Annotated in this window: 20 protein-coding genes; 12 read left to right on the forward strand and 8 right to left on the reverse strand. The window is 35.5% G+C overall.

Features of this window, described 5'->3' with window-relative positions; genetic code table 11:
- Positions 1 to 197 precede the first annotated feature (197 nt).
- From BLQ56_RS07160 to BLQ56_RS07180, 5 genes are all read left to right on the forward strand, one after another.
- The gene (locus BLQ56_RS07160) at positions 198 to 329 is read left to right on the forward strand and encodes an FbpB family small basic protein (protein WP_090851613.1); all 132 of its coding nucleotides are present in this window, start codon (positions 198 to 200) and stop codon (positions 327 to 329) included.
- A 78-nt stretch (positions 330 to 407) separates the two neighbouring features.
- Positions 408 to 545, forward strand: a complete 138-nt coding sequence (locus tag BLQ56_RS07165) for an acid-soluble spore protein N (protein ID WP_090851616.1) — start codon at positions 408 to 410, stop codon at positions 543 to 545.
- A 213-nt stretch (positions 546 to 758) separates the two neighbouring features.
- A complete protein-coding gene (tlp, locus tag BLQ56_RS07170) occupies positions 759 to 992 on the forward strand; it encodes a small acid-soluble spore protein Tlp (RefSeq protein ID WP_090851619.1) in 234 nt (77 codons plus the stop codon).
- Positions 993 to 1,182: 190 nt separating this feature from the next.
- Complete coding sequence (locus BLQ56_RS07175) at positions 1,183 to 1,611, forward strand: acyl-CoA thioesterase (RefSeq protein WP_090851622.1); 429 nt, start codon at positions 1,183 to 1,185, stop codon at positions 1,609 to 1,611.
- Positions 1,611 to 1,925, forward strand: a complete 315-nt coding sequence (locus BLQ56_RS07180; protein WP_090851624.1) for a hypothetical protein — start codon at positions 1,611 to 1,613, stop codon at positions 1,923 to 1,925. The genes BLQ56_RS07175 and BLQ56_RS07180 overlap by 1 nt, the downstream gene beginning before the upstream one ends.
- 289 nt (positions 1,926 to 2,214) lie before the next feature.
- Here BLQ56_RS07180 and BLQ56_RS07185 read toward each other — a convergent pair whose 3' ends face one another.
- The gene (locus BLQ56_RS07185; RefSeq protein WP_090851629.1) at positions 2,215 to 2,502 is read right to left on the reverse strand and encodes a HesB/YadR/YfhF family protein; all 288 of its coding nucleotides are present in this window, start codon (positions 2,500 to 2,502) and stop codon (positions 2,215 to 2,217) included.
- A 358-nt stretch (positions 2,503 to 2,860) separates the two neighbouring features.
- Between BLQ56_RS07185 and BLQ56_RS07190 the strand changes: the two genes are divergently transcribed.
- Entirely contained in the window at positions 2,861 to 4,648 is a 1,788-nt protein-coding gene (locus tag BLQ56_RS07190; protein WP_090851632.1) for a S9 family peptidase, read from the forward strand.
- Between the two features lie 51 nt (positions 4,649 to 4,699).
- Here the strand turns inward: BLQ56_RS07190 and plsY are convergent, their stop codons facing one another.
- Positions 4,700 to 5,302: a glycerol-3-phosphate 1-O-acyltransferase PlsY gene (gene plsY / locus BLQ56_RS07195; protein ID WP_090851636.1), complete on the reverse strand. Its 603-nt coding sequence runs from the start codon at positions 5,300 to 5,302 to the stop codon at positions 4,700 to 4,702.
- A 193-nt stretch (positions 5,303 to 5,495) separates the two neighbouring features.
- On the opposite strand from plsY, the gene BLQ56_RS07200 reads away from it, so the two are divergent.
- The 5 genes from BLQ56_RS07200 (at position 5,496) to BLQ56_RS07220 (ending at position 13,753) form a co-directional block, all read left to right on the forward strand.
- Positions 5,496 to 7,241 carry a glycosyl hydrolase family 18 protein gene (locus tag BLQ56_RS07200; RefSeq protein ID WP_090851639.1) on the forward strand — a complete coding sequence of 582 codons (1,746 nt, stop codon included), beginning with the start codon at positions 5,496 to 5,498 and terminating at the stop codon, positions 7,239 to 7,241.
- Between the two features lie 109 nt (positions 7,242 to 7,350).
- Positions 7,351 to 7,764, forward strand: a complete 414-nt coding sequence (locus tag BLQ56_RS07205) for a CoA-binding protein (RefSeq protein ID WP_090851642.1) — start codon at positions 7,351 to 7,353, stop codon at positions 7,762 to 7,764.
- A gap of 379 nt (positions 7,765 to 8,143) precedes the next feature.
- A complete protein-coding gene (gene parE, locus BLQ56_RS07210; RefSeq protein WP_090851645.1) occupies positions 8,144 to 10,114 on the forward strand; it encodes a DNA topoisomerase IV subunit B in 1,971 nt (656 codons plus the stop codon).
- Position 10,115: 1 nt separating this feature from the next.
- Positions 10,116 to 12,548, forward strand: coding sequence for a DNA topoisomerase IV subunit A (gene parC / locus BLQ56_RS07215; RefSeq protein ID WP_090851647.1), 2,433 nt, complete (start codon positions 10,116 to 10,118; stop codon positions 12,546 to 12,548).
- Positions 12,549 to 12,898: 350 nt separating this feature from the next.
- Positions 12,899 to 13,753, forward strand: coding sequence for a Cof-type HAD-IIB family hydrolase (locus tag BLQ56_RS07220; RefSeq protein ID WP_090851650.1), 855 nt, complete (start codon positions 12,899 to 12,901; stop codon positions 13,751 to 13,753).
- 311 nt (positions 13,754 to 14,064) lie between these two features.
- On the opposite strand, the gene BLQ56_RS07225 is transcribed toward BLQ56_RS07220, so the two are convergent.
- The 5 genes from BLQ56_RS07225 to BLQ56_RS07245 all read right to left on the reverse strand — a co-directional run bounded on the left by BLQ56_RS07225 (position 14,065) and on the right by BLQ56_RS07245 (position 21,075).
- Positions 14,065 to 14,520: a DinB family protein gene (locus tag BLQ56_RS07225; protein ID WP_090851653.1), complete on the reverse strand. Its 456-nt coding sequence runs from the start codon at positions 14,518 to 14,520 to the stop codon at positions 14,065 to 14,067.
- A gap of 129 nt (positions 14,521 to 14,649) precedes the next feature.
- Positions 14,650 to 16,041 (reverse strand): tetratricopeptide repeat protein, encoded by a 1,392-nt coding sequence (locus BLQ56_RS07230; RefSeq protein ID WP_090851656.1) that lies wholly within the window; start codon positions 16,039 to 16,041, stop codon positions 14,650 to 14,652.
- 661 nt (positions 16,042 to 16,702) lie between these two features.
- Complete coding sequence (locus tag BLQ56_RS07235; protein ID WP_090851658.1) at positions 16,703 to 17,878, reverse strand: DUF3880 domain-containing protein; 1,176 nt, start codon at positions 17,876 to 17,878, stop codon at positions 16,703 to 16,705.
- 16 nt (positions 17,879 to 17,894) lie between these two features.
- Positions 17,895 to 19,058, reverse strand: a complete 1,164-nt coding sequence (locus tag BLQ56_RS07240) for a DUF3880 domain-containing protein (protein WP_238457204.1) — start codon at positions 19,056 to 19,058, stop codon at positions 17,895 to 17,897.
- Positions 19,059 to 19,107: 49 nt separating this feature from the next.
- Positions 19,108 to 21,075 (reverse strand): DUF3880 domain-containing protein, encoded by a 1,968-nt coding sequence (locus BLQ56_RS07245; protein ID WP_090851664.1) that lies wholly within the window; start codon positions 21,073 to 21,075, stop codon positions 19,108 to 19,110.
- A 215-nt stretch (positions 21,076 to 21,290) separates the two neighbouring features.
- On the opposite strand from BLQ56_RS07245, the gene BLQ56_RS07250 reads away from it, so the two are divergent.
- Positions 21,291 to 21,785: a hypothetical protein gene (locus BLQ56_RS07250; RefSeq protein WP_090851667.1), complete on the forward strand. Its 495-nt coding sequence runs from the start codon at positions 21,291 to 21,293 to the stop codon at positions 21,783 to 21,785.
- A 49-nt stretch (positions 21,786 to 21,834) separates the two neighbouring features.
- Here BLQ56_RS07250 and BLQ56_RS07255 read toward each other — a convergent pair whose 3' ends face one another.
- The gene (locus BLQ56_RS07255; protein WP_090851670.1) at positions 21,835 to 22,533 is read right to left on the reverse strand and encodes a glycosyltransferase family 2 protein; all 699 of its coding nucleotides are present in this window, start codon (positions 22,531 to 22,533) and stop codon (positions 21,835 to 21,837) included.
- Positions 22,534 to 22,706: the final 173 nt, after the last annotated feature.

Below are 22,706 nucleotides of genomic sequence, written 5' to 3' on the forward strand. Positions count from 1 at the left end.
CAGGAGCTTTAGCGACGAGGAGGCTCACTGGTCACCCGCCGGACGCGGAGTGTATTCAGCCTGCGGCGGCTTTAAAAGCAAAAATCTATAAAAGAGATCTTTTTATTACTCTTTAAATAAAATTTTCTAAAAGTTGTAATAATTCACACCAAATAAGGGAAAGATTATAAGGAAAATGAGAAGTCGAGGTGAGAATAGTGAGAAAAATTAAAAAACAAACCTTTGAAGAACTAGTGTTAGAAAATAAACAGCAGCTACTTAAAGATCATGCAGCATTAGAAAAAATTGAAGAACGTCTCGAGCAGAGACTTCTTGATAAAGCAGAGTAAAAATGGATTGTTCTCCTACAATTGCCTTTCATACATAACGATACTCTCGGTGATAATATAGGCAAGGGAGGCGATAGTATGAGTGGAGATACAACTAACCATTTTAGTCAAGATCACTTAGGAACTCAACCTCGCGGATTTAGAGGGAACAAAGGAAAGAAAATGCAAGATAAGTCTGGAAAACATGCACAAGTTATCCAAACTAAAGGTGAATAAATAAAGAAAGGCGTATGCATCATACGCCTTTTTCTTATACCAATGAAACGATTAGCGACAGGAGGCCCTCGAAATTGCCTTACGGGAGTGGATTGTAGCGATTGGAAATAGGAAGAACTAGGTATTTTAGGTAGCCAATTAAAAGCGTGTTTAATTTCACTCACGCATGAGCAAAATACGTTTGTACTTACATATTGAAAGGAGGAAAATCGAATGAATCACCAAAATTCTAAGCCAGATGATCGCAGTGATAATGTAGAAAAGCTACAAGATATGGTTCAAAATACCATTGAAAATATTGAAGAATCACAAGAAACAATGAGCTTTGCTTCTGCTGAAGAACGTCAACGTATTGAGGACAAAAATAGAAGACGTCAAGACAGTATCGACGCAATGAGAAGTGAAATTAAAGATGAAGCAAGTGATAGAGAAAATGGATATAAATAAGTAGAACATAAGTATAGAGGCTTTCCCATAAGTTGCCAAGTACTTGGCCTTTGGGAAGGCCTCTATTCTTTTTAGTTACTCAAGTGATAAGACATGCTAAATTAATGAATTTATGTTAATATAACTCATATTATTCAATTTATTTAGAGCAGTTACTTCTAAAATATATAATTGAAAAAGGGGTAAAATCATGCATGTTTCAAAAAAAGAAATAGAAGTAAGATATGCTGAAACAGACCAAATGGGCGTTGTTTATCATGCCAATTATCTCGTTTGGATGGAAATTGGTAGAACAGCTCTTATAAAAGATCTTGGTTTTAGCTATGCTGGTATGGAGGAAGATGGAATCATATCTCCAGTAATCGATATTCAAGTTTCTTACAAGAAGCCATTAAGGTATGGTGAAACCGCTACGATTTCAACTTGGATTGAGAAATATGACGGAATTAGAAGTACATATGGCTATGAAATTGTAAATGAAGCAGGAGAGGTTGCAGTTACTGGCAATTCTTCTCATGTCTGTGTTAAAAAAGACTCTTTCAGACCTATACACTTTAAGAAACATTATCCTGAATGGCACGAAGCCTATGAGAATGCTAAAAAAAGAGAGAATGAGTAATGGCATTTGGAATAAAGAAAGAAGAATTAGACTCATGGAAAATGAAAGTGGCAAGAGGTGAAATTGCTTTTCTAACTCACTATTGGCAAGATCCTCGTTTTAGTGAAGCCAAAACAGTGACAAAGGTTGGTTGTTCTAGTATTGAGGTACTTGCAGAATGGGGAGCTAAGTATGGGCTGAAGAAGGAATGGATTCATCAACGCCAGGATTATCCACATTTTGATTTACTAGGAGACTTTCAAAGAAGAATTCTGGAAGCTGAAGGATTGCATGAACATCTTTCTAGGTTCTCTATTAGAAAAGATGATAGGTAGTAATGGGTAACGGGTTCTGTTTTCTGTTGCACATAGCGTACCTATATGAGACGGGTATTCATTGAGCCTGATGATGGAATCAGCATGATTGGATATTAAGCGGAAAAATTCCTCTTAATTTGGAAATTGCTCTGAAACTAGCTGTAATAGACGGAAAGATTCCGACTATTGTAAAACTCTTGTAAGATCAATTTGTATTACTTCAATAAAAATGAGTGTCAATTTTATTTAAAAATTGGCACTCATTTTATCTTGCTTGTGATAGGAAACAGAACACATTCCCACCTTATTATTGGTAATTAAAAACTGGCTCTTCTGCTTTTTCATCATAATTAATAATTAAATCATGATCTTTGAAATACCATAAGTCATCTTCTTGAATAAAAAACATGATTCCTGATTCATTTGTCTGACTTCCGGTATCTTCTGGAGTATCTTTTGAAACACCAAGTGAAAATCCTGGTTGAATCGAACTTGACCCTCCATAGCGAACAAAAAACCGTACACTATCTCCATTACCCAAATTAAGCTCTCTTTTATACCAATCCGCTGCTTTTGTATCAATTTGAATTTCCAAACTATTTCCTCCTTATAATCAATTCATTTCCCTAATCCATACTAACTAAAACTAATCAGAGATTTCTTTAGCATATAGTATCCTCTTTAATGGTATGTAAATCAATAATATTGACTGAATCCTCTTATAAAATTCACAATTCATTATATATATTAGCTCTTGTAGGCTTGTTGAAAGATAACTTTTCACCTTTAACTATAATATGAAATTGAAAATTGTGCGGTATTTTCATAAAATCTTCAAAAAACTTTATTTCAATATCCGAAATAAAAAGGGAGGTTTTTTTTAGTCCCTATCGAATAACTATTATTAGTACCACCAGTTAAAATGTCTATTGATAAAGAAAGAAGGGATCTTTATGATCACATTTAAAAAACCTGATGTAGAACAATTTTTTAGAACATTAGCCATTCAAAACTTTGCTGTTAGTCCAAACGAAGATCAATTGATTTTAAGTACAAACATTAGTGGAAAGTATAATTTATGGGGAATGGACTTACCAAATAACTTTCCCTATCCGCTAACTTTTATAGATCAAAGTTGCCATGAGTTATTGTTTGACGGGCAGGGAAGATTTGTCATTGCTAGCTTTGATCATGATGGCGATGAAAACACTCAATTATATGCGATGCAACCAAAGGGTGGAGAATTATTCCCACTTCGGGTCCAAGATGGGGAACGTCATATGTCTCCAATTCTATCGAAGGATGGTAACAGACTATATTACACGTCATCCAAGGAAAATTCTATATATTTGAATACATACTGCTATGATTTATTAACAGAGAACGAAAAACTCATCAATAAAGGGGAAAAAGCTGCAACGTACTTATTAGACGTCAGTCCTGATGAATTAAAACAAGTTTATTTCAGACTTTATGCCAACACATATACCCTAGCACATGTGGTTGTTGACGGTCAGGAATATCTGCTAACACCTCAAACTGACAAGCAACACACCACGTCATCTGTGATATTTGTATCTGATACAGAATTATTCTTACTCACAGATTATAATGAGGATTTCTCATATTTAGCAAAGTTTGATCTACAAACTAAAACTTTTACAAAAGTAATTTCTTTTGAACAAGAGGATTTCCAATCGATTAAATATAACAAAGAACAGCAATCAATCTATATTGTAAGTTCCAGAGGTGTTGAGGATTTCCTATACAAATATTCATTGATTGATGAAGAAGTAACGAAACTAGATACTCCTGTAAGTGTCATTCAGAAGCTAGTGGTTACAGAACAAGGTAACCTTTATGTACTTGGACGTTCTGCAATAGAGCCTTTTAATATTTATAAAAGTGAAGGACTAGATAAAGGCTGGACGGCATGTACGAATTTCGGTGTGCCTGGAATTGAAAAAGATGAATTGTGTGAACCAGAGGTAGTTAAATATCCTTCATTTGATGGTTTAGAAATTGAAGCTTTATTTTTTAAGGCGAAAGAAGAAGTAAGTAATGGTAATGTGATATTATGGCCACATGGTGGACCACAAGCTGCTGAAAGAAAGTCTTTTCGAGCCTTATTTCAATTTTTAGTTCAAAGAGGATACAGTATATTCGCACCTAATTTCCGAGGGTCTTCTGGTTATGGATTATCTTTTATGAAAATGGTAGAAGGTGACTGGGGTCATGGACCTAGACTAGATAATATTGAAGGAATTGAGTGGTTATTATCTAATGGTTATGCTGACCGTGAGAAACTCCTTCTAATGGGTGGTAGTTACGGAGGATATATGGCTTTATTATTACATGGGAGACATCCTGAGTACTTTAAGGCAGTTGTTGATATATTTGGTCCAAGTGATTTATTTTCGTTTATTGATTCAGTGCCAGATCATTGGAAACCAGTCATGAATCAATGGGTTGGTGACCCTGTTAAGGATAAAGAAAAGCTTATAGAGTACTCACCAATCACATTCTTAAAGAACATGGTAAAACCGATGCTTGTTATTCAAGGAGCTAATGATCCGCGTGTTGTTAAAGCTGAATCTGATAAAATTGTTCAGGCACTTGAAGATCAAGGTGTGCATGTAGAATATTTAGTTCTAGAAGATGAAGGACATGGTTTTACGAAGAAGGAAAACGAAATAAAAGTAAATCGAACGATTCTTGAGTTCTTCAATCGATATATTTAAAATAAAAATAAGAACCAGCGCACTCCACATACATGTGTCGTGCGCTTTTCTTTATAACCATGTAATTTTTGGTTCCGTTTTGTTCCTGATTCGTTTAATATTGGCTCGGTGGCGGTATATCACGAAAAAGGCTAAAAGTGATATAACAATAACTAACGGGATATCCGTTTTAAAGAACACGCTATAAATGATACTGTATATAAGTGCAAAGATACCTGTTAAAATTGATGAAAGTGACACATATTTTGTTAGTTTTAACGAAATTAAAAAAATGAGGAGAACACTTAAAAATAATAAAGGTTGATATAATAGTATGACTCCTCCGGAAGTAGCTACAGCTTTTCCACCTTTAAAACCTGCGAAAATTGGGTACATATGTCCGATTACTGCTATCACACCAAATAAAAGCGGATTTATTTCACTACCGAAAATAAGTGGTAATGCTGCAGCTAGTGTACCTTTTAAAATATCTGCTAGCGTAACGATTATTCCTGCTTTCTTTCCTAGTGTACGGAATGTATTTGTTCCTCCAAGGTTTCCACTTCCATGTTGCCTAATATCAATTCCATATCCCACTTTTCCAACAATTAACCCCGAGGGAATCGAACCAATTAAGTACGCTCCAATTACTAAAAGAATGTCAAATAAAATCATATGTATAACTCCTTTTACTACGATCTACCATCCAATATTGCTTTAGGCTATGTAATAATTGCTCAATCCTATTGTACCACTTTATGTGTGAAAATCCATGCTAGTCTTATAAATAATCATAGGTGGAAAATATTGATTTTTCTTTTCATTTTGACAAAATTCTCGTAACATACGTATGGAGGGAGGAATCTAAATGGTACAACTATCAAAAAAGAAACAATTATTATCAATTCCTCTGATAATTATAGGCTTACTTTCTGCCGTTCTTCTTGTTGCGTCAAGCTTGTTTTTACTATTTTATCCATCACCCTCAGAGACTTTGGTTCCATACTCATCCGGTAATGAGGCAGTCGTTTTAGATGGTAAATTAGAAGAAGAAGAAGTAGTTATTAGAAAAAATAATGTAAGCTACTTTTCAGTAGAATATATAAAGCAAATGATAGATGATTCGGTTCTATATGATGAGGCTTCAAAATCTGTGATTCTTACAACGAAAGATAGAGTACTGCAGATCCCGACAGATTCATTGAACTATTTTATTAATGAAGTACCAACCGAATTGAAGTTCCCAGTGATGATTGCTCAATCGGGCGTTTCCTATGTTGCCCTAGATCCTCTTTTAACATTATTCGAGCTTCAAATGGATTATGATGAAAGTACTGGCATTCATGTATTAAGGAGAAATGGAGAAACGATCATAAATGCTTCGGTAAGAAGTGATAAGAACATCGATCATCTTCGGTTAAGAACATCCTCCAGTCTGACGGCACCTTATGTTTATGAGGTTCAGAATGGCGAAGAGGTGAGTATTGAAAAAGAAGAAGAAGGATTCTATTATGTTAGAAAACAAAATGGGATTGCAGGATATATTGAGAAAAGTGAGGTTGAGATTAATCAATCGGTGAAAATAGCTGTAGATGCTGATCAAGTAACCTATGAACTTCCAAAGCTTAATTGGCCGATTCATCTAGTATGGGAGGCGGTCTACTCAAAAAATCCTGACACAAAGAAAATCCCATCCATCCCAGGAGTCAATGTTGTTTCTCCAACTTGGTTCTCTTTAGAAAACAATCAAGGGGGAATTACTAATTTAGGTTCAATGGAGTATGTGGAATGGGCAAAATCAAAGAACTTTCATATTTGGGGTTTGTTTTCAAATGATTTTGATCCTGATAAAACACATGGAGCGTTCAAGCACTTTGAAACAAGGCAGCATATGATCCGACAATTACTTCATTATGCTAAAACATATAAGTTAGATGGGATTAATATAGATATAGAAAATGTTTATGAAGAGGATGGGCCACTAATTACACAGTTTGTTCGAGAGGCTACACCATATTTTCATCAAGCAGGGTTACTAATTTCAATGGATGTTACCTTTATTTCTGATAGTGGAATGTGGTCTGCTTTTTATGAAAGAGAGAAGCTTGCTGAGATTGTCGATTATATGGTTGTTATGGCCTATGATGAACATTGGGCAACATCACCAATAGCGGGAAGTGTTGCGAGTCTACCTTGGGTCGAAGGTAATCTGAATCGAATACTGGAAGTAATTCCTAATGAAAGACTGATCCTAGGGGTACCACTTTATTCAAGGATCTGGAAGGAACAGGAGACTGAAGGTGGTAATATTGAAGTTTCTTCTAAAGCGCATTCTATGGAATCTATCCAAGCATGGATTAAGGAACATCATTTACAGGTAACATATGATGAAAAAACAGGGCAAAACTATGCAGAATTTTATAATCAAGAAGAAAAATCTTTATATAAAGTTTGGATTGAGGATGAAATGTCTTTAAATAAACGTGCACAGCTTGTTCATAAATATCAATTGGCTGGTGTGGCGTCATGGCAACGTACGTTTGCAAGTGATGTTGCTTGGCAAGAGTTAGAGGACTCTCTAAATAGAAAAAATGCAGTTAAGCAACCTAAATAATCATTCATTTTCCTGCATGAAAAATTTTGATTATTTTTTGTGCAGGAATTATTTATCTAGTTACCGAAATAATAACTATAAAATAATATAACTTGAAGGAGAGATCGATTTGGCTATTGAAATTCCGTCAAGAGAAGAAATGGGTAAAATACTAAAGAATAGCAAACATATTGCGGTTGTAGGACTTTCTGCAAATCCAGAAAAAACATCCTATATGGTAAGTAAAGCCATGATGGATGCTGGTTATCGCATCACACCTGTTAACCCTACAGTAGATGAAGTTTTAGGTGTAAAGGCTGTAAAATCTTTGAAAGAAATTGACGAACATGTTGATATTGTAAATGTATTTCGTCGGTCAGAGCATTTGTATGAGGTTGCAAAAGAATTTGCAGAAATAAATGCGGATGTTTTCTGGGCTCAACAAGGTCTTGTCAATGAAGAAGCTTATGAATATTTAAGGAATTTAGGTTATACTGTTATTATGGATCGATGTATAAAAGTAGAACATGCATTGACTAAATAGAGGCTATATACTAAAAATCCTTGTCAAAAATCGAGGATTTTTTTTATTTTTGAAGATATAGGGTTGCTAAAATCCATTTACCATATAAAATAAAGCATAGGTGACTTAAAAAATAGAAACAAACGTTCCAGTGTTTTGTATGAATTAATTTACTTACTTTAGGCAATTGAACTTGGTTTTGATTTAAGATCACAGTCATTAAGTTGGGATATCTCTCAATCTTAGTGGAACTTCTAGATCACACAAGCATAGAGATGTTAAATGAAAATGGCGTTCACCACCTAGGGTGATTTTAAATAATGTAATGTGAAGTCAGCAGGTGTTAAATAGAGAATGACTCACATGATTTGTTTGTTTTTTATAGAAAGGGGTATGTTTTTTGGCAAAACAGCAGCAGTTCGATTACAACGATGATGCAATACAAGTACTAGAAGGATTAGAGGCAGTCCGAAAACGACCCGGTATGTATATCGGAAGTACAGATTCAAGAGGATTGCATCATCTAGTGTATGAAATTGTAGATAACTCTGTAGATGAAGCGCTTTCAGGTTATGGTGATCATATTGTCGTTAAAATACATAAAGACAATAGCATCAGTGTTCAAGATAAAGGGCGAGGAATGCCTACAGGTATGCATAAATTAGGAAAACCGACACCAGAAGTAATCTTAACGGTGTTACATGCCGGAGGAAAATTTGGTCAAGGTGGATATAAATCAAGTGGAGGATTGCACGGTGTTGGTGCATCTGTTGTAAATGCATTAAGTGAGTGGTTAGTCGTTAAGATTAAACGAGATGGATTTGTATATGAACAGCGTTTTGAAAACGGAGGAATACCTGCCACAACGCTTGAACAAAAAGGGAAAACGAATCAAACTGGTACAACCATTCATTTTAAGCCTGACAAAACGATTTTTAGTGCAACCACCTATAATTATGAGACATTAAGTGAAAGACTTAGAGAATCAGCATTCCTATTAAAAGGTTTGAAAATAGAACTAATTGATGAACGAAATGATTTTCATGATGTATTTCACTATGAAACAGGAATTGAAGCGTTTGTTACGTATTTAAATGAAGAGAAAGACGTACTACATCCTGTGGTCTCTTTTGAAGGTGAACAAAATGGGATTGAAGTAGAACTAGCCTTTCAATTCAATGATGGTTACTCAGAGAATGTTCTCTCTTTCGTAAATAATGTTCGAACAAAAGATGGTGGAACACATGAATCTGGAACAAAAACTGCAATGACTAGAGCATTTAATGACTATGCACGAAAAATTGGGATTTTAAAAGAAAAGGATAAAAACCTAGATGGTGCTGATATTAGAGAGGGACTTACAGCATTAATCTCTGTACGTATACCGGAACATCTTCTTCAGTTCGAGGGGCAAACTAAAGGTAAATTAGGGACTAGTGAGGCAAGGTCTTCAGTAGATTCTGTAGTATCAGAGAATCTTTCCTATTTCTTAGAAGAAAATCCTGAGACAGGGTCATTGCTTATCAAAAAGGCTGTAAAAGCATATCAGGCACGTGAAGCAGCTAGAAAAGCTAGAGAAGACGCGAGAAGTGGTAAGAAGAAAAAACGTTCTGAAGCGATACTTAGTGGGAAACTAACACCTGCACAATCAAGAAACCCTCAAAAGAATGAATTATACTTGGTAGAGGGTGATTCAGCTGGTGGTTCGGCGAAACAAGGACGTGACCGCCGTTTCCAAGCAGTTCTCCCGTTACGAGGAAAAGTTATTAATACCGAAAAAGCAAAGCTAGCCGATATTTTTAAGAATGAGGAAATCAATACAATTATCCATGCAATTGGTGGAGGAGTAGGTGCTGACTTTTCTGTAGAAGACATTAACTATGATAAAATTGTAATCATGACTGATGCTGATACAGATGGCGCGCATATTCAAGTCTTGATCTTAACGTTCTTTTATCGATACATGAAGCCACTTATTGAAGCGGGAAAAGTCTTTATTGCGCTACCACCGCTTTACAAAGTAAGTAAAGGCATAGGTAAAAAAGAAGTGATCGAATACTCGTGGTCAGATGAAGATTTGCAATCAGCCATTAATAAAATTGGAAAAGGCTATATGATCCAACGATATAAAGGTCTTGGTGAAATGAACGCAGATCAATTATGGGAAACGACGATGAATCCGGAAACAAGAACACTGATTCGTGTTCGTATTGATGATGCAGCACGTGCGGAACGCAGGGTAACAACATTAATGGGTGATAAAGTTGAACCTCGCCGTAAATGGATTGAATCAAATGTTGCTTTTGGATTAAATGAGGAAACAAATATATTAGATAATGAGAATTTATCGGTCGCAGGAGAGGAGCAATAGTATGTCACAAATCGAACAATTTCGTGATTTGCCTCTTGAAGATGTATTAGGTGACCGATTTGGACGTTATAGTAAATACATTATTCAAGAACGGGCATTACCTGATGTAAGAGATGGTTTGAAACCCGTACAACGCAGAATTTTATATGCGATGCATGTTGAGGGGAATACATCAGAAAAGGGATTCCGTAAATCAGCAAAAACTGTCGGAAATGTAATTGGTAACTACCATCCACATGGAGATACTTCTGTATATGATGCAATGGTTCGTATGAGTCAGGACTGGAAGGTTCGTAATCTTCTCATCGAGATGCATGGTAATAACGGAAGTATTGATGGAGATCCACCAGCAGCAATGCGTTATACAGAGGCAAGATTATCATCGATTGCTTCTGAGTTGCTTCGTGATATCGATAAACGGACGGTAGATTTTGTACCTAACTTTGATGATACAAGTAGTGAACCTGTTGTATTACCAGCCAAATTCCCAGGTTTACTAGTTAATGGCTCTACAGGTATATCTGCTGGTTATGCAACCGATATTCCACCACACCATCTCGGTGAAGTCATTGATGGTGTAATTATGAGAATTAATAAACCATCCTCAACTGTCTCGGATATTATGACAGTGATTAAAGGTCCAGACTTTCCTACTGGTGGGATCATTCAAGGGATTGAAGGGATCAAGAAAGCTTACGAGACAGGAAAAGGGAAAATTATCGTTAGAGGAAAAGCAGAAATCGATACCGTTCGAGGCGGGAAACAACAACTCGTCATTACTGAGGTTCCTTTTGAAGTGAATAAAGCCAATCTTGTTAAGAAGATGGATGAATTTCGCTTAGATCGTAAAATTGAGGGAATTAGTGAAGTACGTGATGAAACAGACCGTACTGGGCTAAGAATTGTGATTGAACTTAAAAAAGACGCAGATGCTGCAGGAGTATTGAATTACTTATATAAAAATACCGATTTACAAATTACCTACAATTTCAATATGGTTGCGATTCATGAAAAGCGCCCAAAACTGTTAGGCATTTTGCAAATTTTAGATTCTTATATTAATCATCAGAAAGAAGTCATTACAAAGCGTTCCGAATTTGAGCTCGAGAAGGCGAGAGAACGTCATCATGTGGTCGAAGGTTTAATTAAGGCTCTATCGATTCTAGATGAAGTAATTGCAACTATCCGTGCTTCAAAGGATAAAAGGGATGCTAAAAATAACCTGATTTCAAAATTTCAGTTCACTGAACCTCAATCTGAAGCGATTGTTTCATTACAATTATATCGTTTAACAAATACAGATATCACAGCACTTGAAGCAGAAGCCTCTGAACTTAATGCCAAAATTGAAGAGTTACTCGCAATTTTAAATAATGAAGCTACTCTTTTATCTGTCATTAAAAACGACTTAAAAAAGTTAAAGAAAACATATAGTGATGATCGTAGATCAACAATTGAAGATGAAATTGAAGAAATAAAAATCAACCTTGAAGTTATGATTCCTTCAGAGGATGTTATGGTAACAATTACGAAAGAAGGCTATGTGAAACGAACTAGCCTAAGATCGTATGCAGCATCCAATGGTCAGGATTTTGGAATGAAGGATACGGATCGACTGTTGAAGCGAATAGAGATTAATACAACTGAAGTGGTATTAATGTTTACAAACAAAGGCAATTATTTATATGTTCCAGTACATGAATTACCAGATATACGCTGGAAGGACTTGGGACAGCATATTGCTAATATTATTAGTATTGATCGTGACGAATATATAATCGAGGCGATTCCAATCAAAGATTTCGAAACAAATGAATTTCTAGTATTTGTAACGAAAAATGGAATGATTAAAAAGTCGGAACTCTCTCAATACAAGGCACAACGATATTCAAAATCGCTAGTTGCTATTAATCTGAAAAATGATGATCAAGTAGTGGATGTTCATTTAACAGATGGAAAACAAGATCTATTTCTTGCCACTCAGGCTGGATATGCACTTTGGTTTAGTGAAGAAGAAGTTAACATAGTTGGAGCTAGAGCAGCTGGTGTTAAAGCAATGAATCTGAAAGAAAACGATGTAGTTGTAAACGGGAAATTAGTTGGTCAGAAACAAGATGTTGTAATCGTCACACAGCGCGGTGCAATGAAGAAGATGCGTCTAACGGAGTTTGAAAAAGCTTCAAGAGCTAAGCGTGGAGTTGTTATGCTCCGTGAACTAAAATCAAATCCGCATCGAATTGTGAGCTGTCAGCTTGTTCAGTTAACAGATACCATTTTTATTAAAACAAAAAATGGCTCAATTGATAGTATGAATTCTTCGGGTCTTCGTCCAAATGATAGATACAGTAACGGTTCATTCGTAATTGATGAGAATGAAGCTGGAGAAGTAATTGAGGTTTGGGTAGAGCGAAATATCAAAAGTGAAAACAATTAGCAAATAAACAATAGGTTGATGCCGTCCCTAAGTGCCTGTCACCACCAAAACCGTGGTGCCAGGCACCTTATTTTGTGACTGTAGCAGTCTTCTTTGTGTTTGTTTGTAGGTTTCTAGCAGGATGAATATACGTAGACTCCTGCTCAGACCAGTGGCCAAAGTGAGACCCCGCAAGAGCTAGCGACGAGGCTCACTGGTCACCCGCCGGACGCGGAGTGTATTCATCCTGCGGATTAAAAGCAACAATCTATACAAAAACAGCTTTGGGATTAAAGGTTACTTAAATTGAGCCTAAGTCCAGCAAAGTGTATACTTACAAAATAACCATTTTTAAATTAGGGGGAATACTAGTGGATTTTAGACCTAAGGCCATTTTCTTAGATATGGATGGTACAATTTTAAACCACCAAAATAAAGTTAGTATACATACAAAAGAAATCATTGATGACTTACGGAAACAGGGAATCCTTATTTTTATCGCTACAGGCAGAGCCTTTGATGAAATAGCAGGAGTCGTACCAAAAGGCTTTGATGTTGATGGGTTCATTACCTCAAATGGAATGGCGGGGTATGTTGGTCAAGAAGTCCTCTTTGAGCACTCACTTTCGCTTGAGTTGGTAGAAATGATTATTGATAGAGCTAGAAAAAACAAAATATATTATGAGCTATTTCCATATGGAACAGCTCGAGTGACATTAGCACAAGATCGAGAATATGTTGAGGATGAAGTCAGAGATCCGAAGCCAGAAAGTGTTGGAATCAACGAGTGGCTCTCACGTAAACAAGCAATAAAAGAAGAAATTGCTTGGTCGGATCATATAGAAGGGAATAAATTTTCAAAGTTTTATTTCTTTGCCCGGTCACAAGAACATATAAATGAATGGAAAAATGAACTAGAACAAATAAAGAGTAAAATCGACTTTACTACTTCGATTTCATCTAGGCATAATGTTGAACTAATGGTTGCGAATGTAAATAAAGCTACAGGTATTAAACAGATGCTGGAGCACTTCGGTCTATCTAGTAGTGAAATTATGGCGATTGGTGATAGTGACAATGATTTACCAATGTTAAAGTTTGTTCAACATTCTGTCGCAATGAAAAATGCTCCTGATCATATTAAGGAAATTGCGGGTGACGTAACAGAATTTACTTGTGATGAAGACGGGGTATATCATTACCTTAAATCAAGATTCGAACGATAATTTTACGAGCATTAAAAAGGAATGACCTTAAGTTTAATCTAGGTCATTCCTTTTATAATTAAGGCTGTTTTCTAAAAGATTGTAGTTTTAAGACTGATTTAATTTAGTAGACCTCGTTTGATTGGAACGGAAGGTATGTGACTCCTGCGGGATGCGCAGGAAGGATGAGACCCCGCAGGAGTGTAACGACGAGGAGGCTCATCACCTGCCCCGCGGAAAGCACATACCTGGAGTGTAAATCAACCTAACCTAGTCAAACTTTGTAGCTTTAGACATAAAACATTGAACCACAATTAATGTGATTAAATTTATTATCGACTAATGAAAAATGGTAAAGTAGTGATTCCCATCATTCTTGCATAAGTGAATAATTGTCCCTTATGATGAACTTCATGATCCTTACCTGATTCTAAGAGAACACTTCCAGGCATATTCATCCCGGCGAACTCAATAATTTGTTCTAATTGTTCATTAGAAAGACCTTCTAGTACAGATTTAGTTTGTTCAGTTTCAGATTGTACAATTTCTTTTAATTGATTAATTGTTTCAACCTTTGCTGACTCAGCAGGTGGTGTGAATACTCCGTTCTTTACAGTAGTAGCGAACATTCCAGTCGCTCCAGTAATATGTAAAACCAATTCTGAAAATGACATTGCCTCATCCCATGGTTTATAGTGAATTTGATCATCACCTACAGTATCAAGTAATTCAATTAACGCTTTTCTGTGACTCATCCAGCTACCAATAAATCCATTAAGTGTTTCCATCTTATATATCACTCCTTCTCCTTCTTCTGTTTGCTTGCATTGTTTATTATATAGTAGGTAATGTGAGTATATCCACTAGGAGAACTTTCCCGCCAATAATTCGGCATCAATTTTTCGTTATATCATATTTTAAGAGCTTTTCTGAATCTGCTTGTATAAATATTGATAGGATGTAGATTCTTCAATCATCCCTATTTCACGATATAATTTTGATAGCCATTTAATCGGTCGGGGATTCGTCGGATTTAATTCAAGATCCCAAAGATAACATTCGATTGCTTGTGGAAGCTGGTTTATTTCATAGTACAATTCCCCCATGAAATGTTGTTGATCAGGCTCCTCCTTCATATCATACAGTGTTTTTATTTTATTCGTATAAGTATTTGGAATGTGAAGCAAAGGTTTCATCCAATGATAAATATAGGTAATATCATGTGACTTAAATAGTTTTGGAACGAGAAACTTAAAGATTTGTTCAAGTTGAATCTTGTTTGCATTGGTGAGAATTCTCGCTTGAAATGTATCGAATGAATGTGAGTAAGAAACGTCTAATACTTCAAGAATTTTTATCATAAGATTAATTTGCTCAGTTGATAAAGCTGTATCACTTTTTATCAGTAAGAAATAGGCATCTTCGTATCTTTTTTCGTCTAAAAGCCTAGAGACAATCTCGTTTTGGATGATTGCTTTATTTTTCTTAGATTTTGTTTCTTCGTAGATTCTGTATAGGTATGAAAGAGATTCTTGGCTTGAGTAATGAATAGGTAGAATTTTCAGCAGTTGTTGAAAATAGTCTTCAAAATGTTTACTTTCAGACGAGGTTATATGATGAGTGTAAAGTGTTAGACATTCAAGTGTTCGCGATTCTGAATATAGGTGTTGTTGTAGTAGATCAAATGATTGGGTGCTGTGCAAGTTTAAATATAGGTGGATTTCGGCGTATAGTGGATCATAATTAAGTAGAGATTTAATATGTGATTGATATTTGAGGGTGTACTTTTGGTAATTTAAATGAGTAATTAAAGATTTTGCCCATTGATTGGTCGGGTATTTTGTAAGAAGTAGATTAAGCATGCGATAGGCTTGAAGCAGGTTCCCATCTCTTCGGAACTGTAGACATATTTTTTGTAGTAGGGAAATCACTTTATCCATTTTTAAATAGTTATCGAAGACTGTGAGGATATGTGCAGCTTCAACTTCTTTGTAGCTTTTATTTATTTTTTTCCAGGTCGTATTTATAGAAGGGATTGAATGAATTGTATTAATATCAAGTAATGTTTTGATTATTGGTTGAGGTGATGAGAGATAGATGCCTTTTGTTAGAATTTGCTGAAGAGTAGAGGATCTTTTGATAAAATTGGTTCGCTTTCCTGTTAGAAACTCGTTCTTATAAAAGAATAAATAATAACATTCGTCCTGTTGAGATGTGAAAGCTTCCAGTACTTGATATCCCTGAAACAGGTATAGTCCATTTATATTTAATTCCAGTTTTCTTTTATCATCAGTAATTGTGATTATCATTCATATCCATCCCTTCAAGGTCTATATATACATACATTGTATCACAGTGGATTTAGAATTTACATTTGGGATTGGATTATTTAATTTAGACAATGACTGAATATAGTCCTTTTTTAAAAAATAAGTTGTTATTGTGAGCGGCTCACTTAGACATAACACTAGCCTCAGCGTTCGCTTTGTCCAATAGACGGTCTCTATTAGACAAATCACCTGTTGTGAAGAAGGCATTTGTTCAATAGGGCGCCTCTATTGGACAAAACTCCTGTTGTGAGCAAGGAATTTGTTCAATAGAAGGGCTCTATTAGACAAAACCCCTGTTGTGAGCAAGGAATTTGTCCAATAGACGGTCTCTATTAGACAAAACCTCTGTTGTGAGCAAGGAATTTGTCCAATAGACGGGCTCTATTAGACAAAACCCCTGTTGTGAGCAAGGAATTTGTCCAATAGACGGTCTCTATTAGACAAAACCTCTGTTGTGAGCAAGGAATTTGTTCAATAGCCCGCTTCTATTAGACAATCACCCTGATCCACCATGACATTTTGTCCATTAGGATCCTTTCACTTAGACAAAACAACTGGCCTCAGCATTCGCTTTGTTAATATAGGTTACCTTAAACAGACAAAAAAATCATCAGCACGTCTGTCAATAAAGGGACAGGGTTTAAATCATTAACACCTGTCCTTCAATTATCAAATCTGAGGTTAATTCATTGATTTGTTTGATTTTTTCAACGGGTACACCTGTTATTCTTGAAATCTTAAATAAGGTATCTCCTTTCTTAACCGTATAAACAGAATGGTGTGGATCATGTGCAAAGTGAAAAACAAAGCCTTTACCTACTTCTTTAGTTGGCTTATCAACTATTACCTTTCGAGTGATTAAAGTTTCGATTATCTGTTTTGCTCTTGATTGGTATGTGTGACTTTGAACAGCCTTATGGCCTCTAGCTTGGATTTTCATTCGCTTCTCGGCGTTATTTAAATAATAGGATATCTTTTCAATTGTGTCCTTGGGGGACGAGGAAACATCCAAGTCTTTTCCTGGTTGAAACTTGCTTCTTACTCCTGGTGTATCTAGAGTTAAAAGAAAACCACCTGAACCTAGAATTTCATATGTTCTTTGTGTAAGTATTTCAGGATAGTTTTGTAATCCTAAGATGATATCAGCTGAACTGTATACATTTTGAGTTTCAATGTAGGGGATAGGTCCATGTAACCATGATTTCGGAATATTTCTTCCTAAGTAAGGTTTCATTTGTTCCCAATCATTTCCCCAAAAATCAACTTGAATATCATCTTCAAGTAGGGGACGTAATAGAATGTTAATCGCCTCATGACGATAATGGTCTGGATATTCCTTTAGTTTATCAGGATATGCATTAGCCACAACAGCGATTTTAACTTGGTAATTAGAGCTTTTTTCAACTGGATGATGAACGGAGTTTTCAAATCCAAAATCTAAATGAGAGGAGGGTATTCCCATTTTCTCATATCTATCAACAGTTTTTGGACATAACGTGAACACGAAGTCAGGCTTCATTCGTTTAATTAACGGAATGGACCAAGTATCTGTATATGCAGGGTCTTCAACCGCCCAGTAAATCAGTGGGATATCCATTCCACTGAATTGTTCACGAATGATTAATTGTTTCATAGGTTCTTGTTCTACTCCCCAGCCAATCGAAATGGCTAACTCAGGCTCAAAGTCTTTAATCATCGTTTTTAATCTTGACTTCGTGATTGGGCCAGAGATCATTACATCATGACCATTTGCTTGAAACCCTCTAGGTAAGTTATTTGACCAGATAGAACTACTTTCTAGAAATAGAATCCGCACTTTCTATTACACTCCTTTAATCTTTTTCTCTTATTTTTAGATAATCGTCTTCTTCTATTAAATCTGTTGTTAATTCATTTAATCTTTTTAAATAGTCTATACTTACATTATAATTTCTTGAAATTGCCCATAATGTATCACCAGGCTCAATCTTATGGAGGTCAAAGCTCTCCTTAAGTAAATCGATGAATAATGTTGTTTTACCTTTACCATCCCTGTTAGCTTTTTCGCTACTAAGGATGGATTCATTAACTAAGGTATCAATCATATATCGTGCTCTTTCAGTATAAGAATATTTTGAAACACTCTTTATCCCATTTTCTCTAATTTTTGCTAATTCTTTAGGGTTTTTTAGATATTCTTGGACAAGAATAATCGTTTCTTTTGGGGAAGAGGTGACAAGTAAATCATGACCAGGGTTAAAAAGTCTTCTTACTTCAGGTGTATCATTTGTTAATAACAATCCACCAGCACCTAATACCTCAAAGGTACGTTGTGTTACTTGTGTTGTATGATTCTGAACACCTAGAATTATTTTAGCTGAGGAATAGATTTTGTTTGCTTCTTCATATGAAACATATCCATGAATCCATTCATCAGGGATATTTTTACCTATGATATGACCCATATCTTCCCAATATCTCCCCCAGAAATCAATCCTCATATCATTTACTAAAAAAGGACTGATTAATGTATTGAGCGCACCGAACCTGAAGTGATCGGGCTTTTTCTCGTATAACATTGGATATCCATTTGCGATAACAGCAAGGGCTGCTTCGTAGAATGAATGATTAATAGTTGGGAAATTTATACTTGAGTGATATCCAAAATCGAGGTGCGCAGCTTTTATTCCTCTCTCCTTGTAAAAAGGGACTCTTGATTGGCAGATTGTAAAAACAAAATCTGGTCGAACTGTTTCGATGTAAGGAAGGGTAAATGTGAAGGTATAACCAGGATCCTCGGTCGCCCAATAAATATGTGGAATTTGTAATGGTTGAATATATTTCCTTAGCCAGTCCTGCTTTTCCTTTGTGTGTTCTTTTGTATGTCCCATTGTAATAATTAGTTCAGGTTGAAAGAATGAGAGAATTTCTTTTATCCTTCCTTCTGTAAGGGGACCAGATACTAATACTTCATGACCTAAGTCACTGAACCCATTTGGAAGACCATGGATCCACATACTATTACTTTCTAAAAACAAAATACGCAATTTATGTCAGTCCTTTCATTTAGTCAAGCATGTCACTTACCTTAGATAATTGGTACCCTTGTTCTTTTAGTCTAGCAATAACCATATCAGTGGCTGCTGCTGTGGGTTTTCCATTTAAATGCATAAGTACAATATCATGAGTCTTGGTTTGATCCATAATTCTTGAGACCATAGTAGTGACAGATGGTTCTTGCCAATCAATTGTATCAATACTCCAATAGACGGTATAAGGGAGACCTGCCTTGCCGACTGCTTGTAGAACCTTCTTATTCCAACTTCCAAATGGGGGGCGGAATAATGGTGTGCCTTTTGTATTTAATACATTTACAAAAGTAGCTGTTGTTTTTTCAAGTTCCGATAGCATTTCATCTATAGACAATTTCGTCATATCAGGATGACTGAAGGAGTGATTCGCAATTTCATGACCATCTTCAAGGATTCTTTTCGCTAATTCAGGAAATTTCTCGACCCAAGATCCTGTTAAAAACATGGTCGTTTGGACCTTGTGTTTTCTTAAGACAGCTAATATATGTTCAGTCTCTTCAGCACTATCGCCAGCATCATAGGTTAGTGAAATTTTCTTTGTGGAGCTTTTTTTTATTCCTTTCGTAATGAGAACGGAAGGATTTGAGGTGAATTGATTTGTATTGCCTCTAATTCTTAAAAGCTGACCCGTATAAATTAAATCAGAGGTTAAATTGTTATCCCGTTTAATTTCAGCAACGGTTACCCCGAACATCCTTGCAATCAACCCTAATGTTTCACCTTTACAAACGGTGTAGTATTGGTAGGGGACTGAAGTCTCTTGTAATCTAATTTTTAATGGATGACCTGCATATATTAAAGTGGTTGATAGATGATTTAATCTTTTTAGTTGATTGACAGTTGTTCCAAATTCTCTTGCAATAGCGTATAAAGAGTCTCCATTCCGTACCCGATAGACCTCATAGCCATTTTCAATGTGTGTTTTTACTTCAGCTACTAATGTATAAACTCCCCGTTTACCTTCAAAGAGACCAAAGTTCTTTAATTCTTCGATTATTTGTTTAGTTCTCTCTGTATACGAATGCTTCTTCACGGTCTCTAAAGCATTCTGTCTTATTTCTTCTCTTGCTTTTGGGTTCTTTAAATAATAATCTACTAACTCCAATGTTTCTTCTGGGGAAGAAGATGTCACAAGGTCTCTACCATTCTTAAACGTATTTATTACCTCTGATGTGTGGTTTGTTAGTAGGAATCCTCCAGAACCTAAAACTTCATAAGTTCTTTGTGTTAGTTGGGTAGGGAGGTTTTGAAGTCCAAGAATAATATCTGCAGAACTATAAACCTTTCGTGCATCTGGATAATTTATATAGCCTTTTATCCATTCCTTTGGGATCTCATAGCCCAGAATAGGCTTCATCTGATCCCAATTGTTACCATAGAAATCAATTTTAATATGGTTCTTTATAAGCGAAGACAATAAAATGTTCATGGATTGACACCGAAAGTGATCTGGGAAGAAACCAAGCTTTTTGGCGTATCCGTTTGCAACAACAGCAACTGAGGCTTTATATGTTGGATCAGTTTTAATAGGGGAATGAACACTTTGATGATATCCGAAATCTAGATGACTTGAAGGAATCCCTTTGTTTTGGTAAAAATCAACACGGTCTCTACAAATGGTGAAGACAAAATCAGGTTTTGTAGCTTCAATGTAGAGTAAAGAAAAAATCTCAGTAGATGTTGGGTCTTCTGTTGCCCAGTAAACATGAGGTATATCTAACTTTTTTGTCACTTCTGCTATTCGTTGTTGGTTTTCTCTATTAGCCGTTTCTGGCCCCCAGCCCATTGTCATTATTAAATCAGGGTTATAGTTGGAAACATAAGTCATTAAATTAAGTTTATCGAGTGGACCAGATACCTTAACCTCATGCCCTGCATCACGAAAGCCATTTGGTAATCCATATATCCACATAGGGTGACTCTCAAGAAATAACACCCTCATTATATTCCCTCCGTTTCTTACATTTTTAAAAGATAAATACCTATCATCTATTTTTATATCCTATGAGTGGCGGGTACTATTGAAACGGCAAAAGGAATGGTGATTTTGCCTGTTTTTATTCTTTTAGTATTCATTCATAGGTTTGATAGAGACAAACACCCTGCCAAAATGAAAAGGTTTGAATAATGTATTAAGAGAAGAAAGGAGGGGTAAAGTTGATAAATGATTTTTCAGAGTTAGCAAAAGATCCTAGAATGTTGAGTAAAATCTTAACTAAACAGGTTTTGGGGAAATTTGAAGAACAGATGAGTTTGAAGCATGATCATAAAAAACATGAACATACAAAAAACGAGTGTCTTGAAAAACCCGTAAAACATAAGGAAGAAAAGCACAAAGAAGAGAAGCATAAAGAAAAGGATAAGTTAGAAGATTTGAAGTATTTAAAAGAACTTAAACACCTAAAAGAACTTAAGAAATTGGTGAAAGAAAAAAAGGAACATTCTTTGTGTGGGTTTATAAAAAAATATGAAGGTAAGGATGTATCTGTTCGTACCCAATCTGGTGACTGTATTATGGGAATTATTAAAGAAGTGAGTAATCAAACTGGAATTGTAAAGATTCTACAACCTTCCACGTATTCTCCATATGAACCAGAAGTAAAAACGGTTATTCGCTGTCAAGATATTGAAAGTATCACAATCGACAAATAATGGTAGGTGGTTTTATTAGACACAGAGGTTATCTTATATACACCTGTGTCTAATTCTCGTGTCTAACAACCTTTTTATAGTCTATGGTCTGTCGGAGTCTTTGACATTTTCGCATCAATCGAACATTTGTGGAATCTGACGTGTGATGTAGAGGAGTATTATATCTTATATAAGCATAATGATAGGTAGATGTCGAATAGATCGGAACCTGTTCACTTAGACACTGTAATTGAAAATATGTATCTTCTCCTAAGTTCCGATCTGGAAAAGGGATTTTCATTAGTAATTTCTTTTCGATTAAAAGGGTAGCACCCATTAATAGTGTGGATATATCAATATATCTATTATCTTGATTTGGATTATATAATCCCAGGGTCTGCTCTCCTTTAAAGTAAATATAGATTGATGACTTTCCAATCACCTTCGCATTTGTCTTCTTCACTGAATCCATCGCTTCCAATAAATAAAAAGGACTATAATAATCATCATCATCAAACTTTGCGATGTAGTCATAGCTTGCTATGGAAACAGCGAGGTTCAAGCATTCTCCTAGACTCATCTTTTCATCTACCTGAATGATCGTAATGTTTTTATGATTCATACTCTTTTCCTTATATAGACGATAGTCTAATTGATCGCCATTTAAGACAATAATGAGTTCTTTCTCTTCTAAATGTTGAGATAAATAGTTAGAAAATAGATTATGAATGAAAGGTTGCCTATTTGTACAAGTAATGACAGAAATCATATTGAACACCTCCGATATGAGTATTATGTATAATATGATTTACTGGACTGAATTATCAATGAAAATATGATTAGTGTTATAAAATATAGATGATAGAATGAGTCCATTTTTGCTGTGATGGGATCATTAAAGAAAAGCCTCAAATCATAGTAGATTAGTCAGGCTTATTTTTA

The sequence above is a fragment of the Litchfieldia salsa genome, from assembly GCF_900104555.1.
Taxonomy (GTDB): Bacteria; Bacillota; Bacilli; order Bacillales; family Bacillaceae_L; genus Litchfieldia; species Litchfieldia salsa.

Coding starts and splice junctions, on each gene's coding strand:
- BLQ56_RS07245 (WP_090851664.1), bottom strand. CDS start 21,075: ATGAGGGTGTTATTTCTTGAGAGTCACCCTATGTGGATATATGGATTA.
- BLQ56_RS07200 (WP_090851639.1), top strand. CDS start 5,496: ATGGTACAACTATCAAAAAAGAAACAATTATTATCAATTCCTCTGATA.
- BLQ56_RS07175 (WP_090851622.1), top strand. CDS start 1,183: ATGCATGTTTCAAAAAAAGAAATAGAAGTAAGATATGCTGAAACAGAC.
- tlp (WP_090851619.1), top strand. CDS start 759: ATGAATCACCAAAATTCTAAGCCAGATGATCGCAGTGATAATGTAGAA.
- BLQ56_RS07240 (WP_238457204.1), bottom strand. CDS start 19,058: ATGTGGATCCATGGTCTTCCAAATGGGTTCAGTGACTTAGGTCATGAA.
- BLQ56_RS07180 (WP_090851624.1), top strand. CDS start 1,611: ATGGCATTTGGAATAAAGAAAGAAGAATTAGACTCATGGAAAATGAAA.
- parC (WP_090851647.1), top strand. CDS start 10,116: ATGTCACAAATCGAACAATTTCGTGATTTGCCTCTTGAAGATGTATTA.
- plsY (WP_090851636.1), bottom strand. CDS start 5,302: ATGATTTTATTTGACATTCTTTTAGTAATTGGAGCGTACTTAATTGGT.
- BLQ56_RS07255 (WP_090851670.1), bottom strand. CDS start 22,533: ATGATTTCTGTCATTACTTGTACAAATAGGCAACCTTTCATTCATAAT.
- BLQ56_RS07190 (WP_090851632.1), top strand. CDS start 2,861: ATGATCACATTTAAAAAACCTGATGTAGAACAATTTTTTAGAACATTA.
- BLQ56_RS07225 (WP_090851653.1), bottom strand. CDS start 14,520: ATGGAAACACTTAATGGATTTATTGGTAGCTGGATGAGTCACAGAAAA.
- BLQ56_RS07230 (WP_090851656.1), bottom strand. CDS start 16,041: ATGATAATCACAATTACTGATGATAAAAGAAAACTGGAATTAAATATA.
- BLQ56_RS07165 (WP_090851616.1), top strand. CDS start 408: ATGAGTGGAGATACAACTAACCATTTTAGTCAAGATCACTTAGGAACT.